Annotated in this window: 6 protein-coding genes; 4 read left to right on the top strand and 2 right to left on the bottom strand. The window is 37.1% G+C overall.

Going from position 1 to position 5,669, the window contains the following annotated elements; translation table 11 throughout:
* On the bottom strand, positions 1-490 hold a 490-nt coding region (locus GO685_RS03075), incomplete at its 3' end, for a ubiquinone/menaquinone biosynthesis methyltransferase (protein ID WP_175937525.1).
* Between the two features lie 298 nt (positions 491-788).
* Here GO685_RS03075 and GO685_RS03070 point away from each other — a divergent pair.
* The 3 genes from GO685_RS03070 (at position 789) to GO685_RS03055 (ending at position 2,917) form a co-directional block, all read left to right on the top strand.
* Positions 789-1,001, top strand: a complete 213-nt coding sequence (locus GO685_RS03070) for a hypothetical protein (protein WP_175937524.1) — start codon at positions 789-791, stop codon at positions 999-1,001.
* Complete coding sequence (locus tag GO685_RS03065) at positions 979-1,206, top strand: type II toxin-antitoxin system RelE family toxin (RefSeq protein ID WP_175937523.1); 228 nt, start codon at positions 979-981, stop codon at positions 1,204-1,206. The genes GO685_RS03070 and GO685_RS03065 overlap by 23 nt, the downstream gene beginning before the upstream one ends.
* Before the next feature lie 514 nt (positions 1,207-1,720).
* Positions 1,721-2,917 (top strand): multidrug effflux MFS transporter, encoded by a 1,197-nt coding sequence (locus GO685_RS03055; protein ID WP_458695290.1) that lies wholly within the window; start codon positions 1,721-1,723, stop codon positions 2,915-2,917.
* Positions 2,918-2,984: 67 nt separating this feature from the next.
* On the opposite strand, the gene tkt is transcribed toward GO685_RS03055, so the two are convergent.
* Positions 2,985-4,940: a transketolase gene (gene tkt / locus GO685_RS03050; RefSeq protein WP_175937522.1), complete on the bottom strand. Its 1,956-nt coding sequence runs from the start codon at positions 4,938-4,940 to the stop codon at positions 2,985-2,987.
* Positions 4,941-5,053: 113 nt separating this feature from the next.
* On the opposite strand from tkt, the gene rpsD reads away from it, so the two are divergent.
* Positions 5,054-5,668: a 30S ribosomal protein S4 gene (rpsD, locus tag GO685_RS03045; RefSeq protein ID WP_175937521.1), complete on the top strand. Its 615-nt coding sequence runs from the start codon at positions 5,054-5,056 to the stop codon at positions 5,666-5,668.
* The last annotated feature ends 1 nt before the right edge of the window (position 5,669 follow it).

The following is a 5,669-nucleotide window of genomic DNA, read 5'->3' as shown; positions in this document are numbered from 1 at the left end:
ATTTGGTGAACATTTCATTTTGATAGTGCATAGGGGCAAACTCCAAGCAGATAAATTGCCCATTTGGTTTTAATACCCTGTATGCTTCACTTAAAGCCTTCTTGCGATCGGAAACGTTTCGAATGCCAAAGGCTATTGTGCAACAATCAAATTCGGAATCTTCAAAAGGCAAACTTTTTGCATCTGCACACACCCAGTTAAAATTAAACTGGTTTGCATTTATAGCTTTATCACGTCCTCTGCTCAACATATTTTGATTTATATCACATATTGTGACCTGAGCACTTGGTTCTCTTTTCGCTATTCTTATTGCTATATCTCCAGTTCCTCCAGCGATATCCAAAACCTTAGGGTTTTCTGTAAAATGCACACTATTTACCATCTTATCCTTCCATAGCCTGTGCATTCCAAGGCTCATTATATCATTCATAACATCGTAGCGATTTGCTACGGAATCGAACACCTCTTTAACTAATTGTGATTTATCCATACCCTTCTCGATTTTTATTTAGGCATTACGTAAAATCGTCGAACGCCTTTTATCATAAAAGTATATCCAGTGCTGTAATACCTTCTTAATTTTTAATCGTGTCTTGCAATATTATACTCAATTTTGTGCCATTTATTATAAGTTAAGTCAACTCAAGTACATTTGAAGTTTTTTATTGAAACAGGCGAAAATTCTTCCTGTATATCAGCAAAATATTAAAGAAACTATCGTCTTTCTTTATTGAAAAATTAAAAAAGATGCTGTATACTTGTTACAGTAGTAGACTTTGGTAAAACTTATGGCAAACTCAGGGATTAACATCAGCGAAGGAACTTTAAGAGATCTTACTCGCTTGGCTAGAGTAAAAAAACAGCCTGTTCAAGAGCTAATAGAGGAATTGGTACAAGAAGCAATTGAACGTGAAGAAGATATGGCGTTATTTCAACTTGCTGTTAAATGTGACACCCGGAATGCAAAATTAATTAGACATGAAGACATCAACTGGGAATAAGTACCAAATTTATCATGAGGAAGATGCGGTCTACGAAGACCTTCCAGTTCTTCCTAAAACAATAAGATTGAGAGTTAAAGAAGCAATAAAAGAACGTCTTTCAGATTTTCCTGATAAAGCAGGAAAGCCTCTATTAGGTGAACTTAAAGGGCGTCGTAGATTACGAGTAGTCGATTATCGCATAGTTTACCAAGTAAGCAAGTGAGAACACATAGTAATGATCATCGGAATAAAACACAGAGAATACATATATGAAGATTAAACGTCCTGTGACAGATTCGAACATTAACAAGAAAACTTTAAATAATTTGTAAATACTAAATATATTCATATACAGTCCCTTTTCCTGATCTATTTTATTTATTGAAAAATTAAAAAAAATACTATATAATCGTTATAGTAGTAGGTTTTGGTAAAACTTATGGCGGATTCAGGCATTAACATATCTCTCAGCAAAGAAACTTCAAAGTATCTTTCTCGCTTGGCCAAAGTGAAAAAACAATCCGTTCAAGAGCTAGCAGAGAAGTTCATACAGTAAGCAATCGAACATGAGGAGGATATTGCACTAGTTGAGCTTTCCATTAAGCGCAATGCTCCAGGTGCAGAAATAGTTGATTACGAAGACGTTAAGTGGAGATGTCGATCACTTGGTTAAATTAATGTAACCAATGAGGAAAATGTATTATAATAAAATTTTTATAGCTCAGCGAATCCATTAAGTGGCAATACAAAATATTATCTCTCTTATCATGATATTATCCGTAGCAATTGCCGATATGGCAACTGACCTGTATTCAGTTGCATTACCGAGTATTGCTCATTATTTTGAAGTAGAAGGCCATGTGGCGCAGCTTACAATCAGCTTAAATTTGGTTGGACTTGCGATATCCGGATTAATTTATGGTCCACTATCCGACCATTATGGTAGGCGTCCAATCATGCTGATCGGTATGGCAATTTTTACTTTGGCGAGTATTGCATGTTACATAGCTGACAATATTGCGCTCTTAATACTCATTCGCTTTATACAAGGAATAGGGGCTGGTGTTGCAGGCGTAGTTGGGTATGCAGCAATAAGGGATATGTACTCAGGTAGTGAATACTCAAGAGTAATTTCAAAGTTAAATATGGTAGTAGCGCTTTCACCTGGGATAGCTCCAGTGGTAGGCAGTTATATGATTTCAAGTGGGTACAGTTGGAAATTTTTGTTTTTTATTATATCATTCGCAGCAATTGTTATGCTCGTTTTTATTTACTTTAAGTTACAAGAAACACTCACTATAAGTAAAAGTGGAACCAGTATAACTAGTGTAATGGTCAGTATTCCTAAACAATATATATCAATATTTAGAAATCATCGTTTCCTTGGGTTCGCAGCCATCCATGGATTAACGTTCATGTGGCTTTGGGCGTATATTGCTAACTACCCTTTCATATTTGGGTCTATGAGTGTTGAAGTACAATATTTTGGTTATCTAATATCAATCATAGTTATATTTTACATAATTGGAACTTTGATTAACAGAAGATATGTACCAAAAGTAGGGGTTAGCCGGATGTTAATAATAGGTTTGATGTTGCCAATAATACCCAAAAGTTTGCTGGTATATTTTCACTCCATAGGCAAATTAAACGTGTTTGTCCTTCAGACTGTTTGGATTCCAAGCAATATAGGTCTTGCACTCGTAATAAGCAACAACGTAACCTCTGCGCTAGAAACAACCAAAAGTATAGGGCTTGGCAGTGCAGTTCTCTCATTCTGCAACATGATGTTCGGGGCCATCGGAGTATATATAGTAGGAAAATTCTTTTCTTACGGTATTTTATCAAATTTGCTATTGACAATAACATGCTCTACAATTGCGGTTCTTATATACTGCCTACTCAAATGTACTGAAAAATATTCAAAAGACTGATTATATAGTAAGCCGGTTCTTTTTTTCTGGCATTCAGATACTGGAATTTCATGCAGTTATGTAGGGTCTACTGAGCGCAAACCAATTTTTCGCACACACATTTTACTATATGATCAGCACTGATATTAAAATGCTCATAAAGTGTTTTATAAGGTGCTGATTCTCCAAAGCTTTTCATGCCGATAAATACACCATTTGAGCCTATATATTTATGCCAACCCATTTCACTTCCAGCTTCAATTGCAACTTTAATGCTGTTATTATTTAATATTGCTGCTTTATACTCATCACTTTGCTCGTCAAAAAGCCTCCAGCATGGCATAGAAACAACTCTTGTACCTATGCCTTTTTCCTGCAATTTTTTCCCTGCTTCAACTGCAATTTCAACCTCAGATCCGGTGGCAAATATCGTTACTTCTAGCTTCCCTGAATATTCGCACAGGGTATATGCACCAAACTTCGATAGATTGGCGGATTGATCAATATCAAAGTGGAATTTGCGCATGTAATTCACATTTTGCCTTGAAAGTGCAAGCAGTGCAGGGGACTCTTTTTTTTCCAGTGCAATGCTAATACATTCCAGAGTTTCGATTGCATCGGCTGGTCTAAAGACGTACAAATTTGGTATAGCACGAAGAGAGGCTAAATGCTCTATCGGCTGATGAGTTGAGCCATCTTCTCCTACTCCAATTGAGTCGTGAGTCATAACATAGATGACCTGCTGTTTCATTAAGGCTGAAAGACGTATAGCAGGACGGCAATAATCGGAAAACACCAAGAAAGTGCCACCATAAGGAAGAATTCCGCCATGAAGAGCCATGCCATTCATACAAGCTGCCATAGCGTGTTCTCTCACTCCATAGTGGACATAAGAACCACTATAATTATTGCTATCTATTACCTCTATATGTCTGTATTTAGTGCAATTTGACCCAGTAAGGTCAGCAGACCCACCAACTAATTCCGGCATGGACTTAGTTAAGAGTTCCGTTACCTTGCCAAAAGAAGACCGTGTAGCTTCGTTTGGCATTGCCTCGTGTATTTGTTTCTTTAGGTTAGCCAAATCGCTCTCGATATTATCTGGTAAACGCTTATCAAGTCTTCTTTGCAACTCTTCACTGGTCGAGGACACGTAGTTTTGTTTTGCTCTCTCAACTGTTTCCATCCAGGCATTTTTCACATCCTTTGGCACATGAAATGGTTCGTAGTTCCAATTTAATTTCTCTCTCATCTTTTTTATATCTTCCTCCGTAAAAGCACCACTATGAGCGAAAGATGTACCGGCACGGCTTGAAAATTTTCCGATGATGGTTTTGCAGCAAATAAGCGACGGCTTGTCAGATTTTTGCGCTTGCTCTATTGCAAGCGATATGGAGTTAAAATCATGACCATCAATTTTGTTAACATTCCACCCATAAGCTGAAAAACGATTTTCCACGTCATCAGAACAAGAGAGGCTAGTAGTACCATCTATAGAGATGTCATTATCATCAAAAAGGGCTATCAACTTATTCAATTTAAGATGTCCAGCAAGTGATGCCGCTTCATGGCTTATTCCTTCCATAAGACAGCCATCCCCTAGCATTACGTAAGTGTAGTGATTAATTCCAAACTGCTTTTCAAAGATTGACTCAGCAAGTGCCATGCCAATTGAAGTGGCAATCCCCTGCCCGAGTGGGCCTGTTGTTGTTTCTATTCCTGGAGTCAAACCATACTCTGGATGGCCTGGAGTTTTGGATGTGAGTTGCCTGAAGTTCTTTAACTCATCTATACTAATGTAGCCTGTGAGGTATAATATGGAGTACAGCAGCATTGAACCATGGCCGTTTGATAAAACGAAACGGTCTCTGTTGAACCATTTAGAATCATCAGGGTTGTGATTTAGATATTTAGCAAATAAAACAGTTGCAACATCTGCCATGCCAAGTGGCATACCTGGGTGCCCAGAGTTTGCTTTTTGTACTGCATCAATTGATAAAAAGCGGATAGCATTTGCCATAGATTCCAAAGGTAGATGGTTCATATGTCAATAGAAAAACTTAAAAGTGAAGTATAAGAAATTAAACTGGCAAAAACAAGTTGACACTTAATGCTAAAATCCTTAATAATCTAGAGTTAGATTGTGAGAGTTTTTATATGACAACTGTTATCAATAGAAAGTATAGAATCAGCCGTAGGCTTGGTATAAATTTGTGGGGTAGGGCAAAAGATCCAGTAAACAAAAGGAAATACCCTCCAGGTCAGCACGGTATTCTTGGATTCAAAAGGTTATCTGATTTTGGTAAGCAATTCGCTGCACATAAGAAATTTAAGTTTTATTATGCAATTTCAAGTAAGCAGCTCAGGCGTATATTCTTAGATGCTTATAACAGGAAAGGTTACACAGCTGATAATTTTATTGGTATCTTGGAATCAAGGTTAAGCTCTATTTTGTATCACTCTGGCCTTGTACCAACAATTTATTCAGCAAAACAGCTCATATCTCATGAGCATGTTACAGTTAATGATGAAGTGGTTAATATATCGAGCTATCGAGTAAAACCTGGTGATATAGTAAAAATAAGAGAGAGAGCAGTAAAAATCCCTGTAGTAGTAGAGGCTGAGGAAAAACAAGAACGCAAGGCTCCAAACTATTTAGAAACAAACAGTAAGGAGCATTCAGTGAAGTTTTTAAGAGTGCCTCAATACTCTGAAGTTCCTTACTCAGCGGATATGGAAGTTAATTTAGTAGTAGAGTTCTACTCTAGGTAAA

The organism is Wolbachia endosymbiont of Madathamugadia hiepei (assembly GCF_013366855.1).
Taxonomy (GTDB): Bacteria; Pseudomonadota; Alphaproteobacteria; order Rickettsiales; family Anaplasmataceae; genus Wolbachia.
The sequence above is the reverse complement of the archived record's forward strand: the minus strand, read 5'-3'. Positions and strand labels throughout refer to the sequence as shown.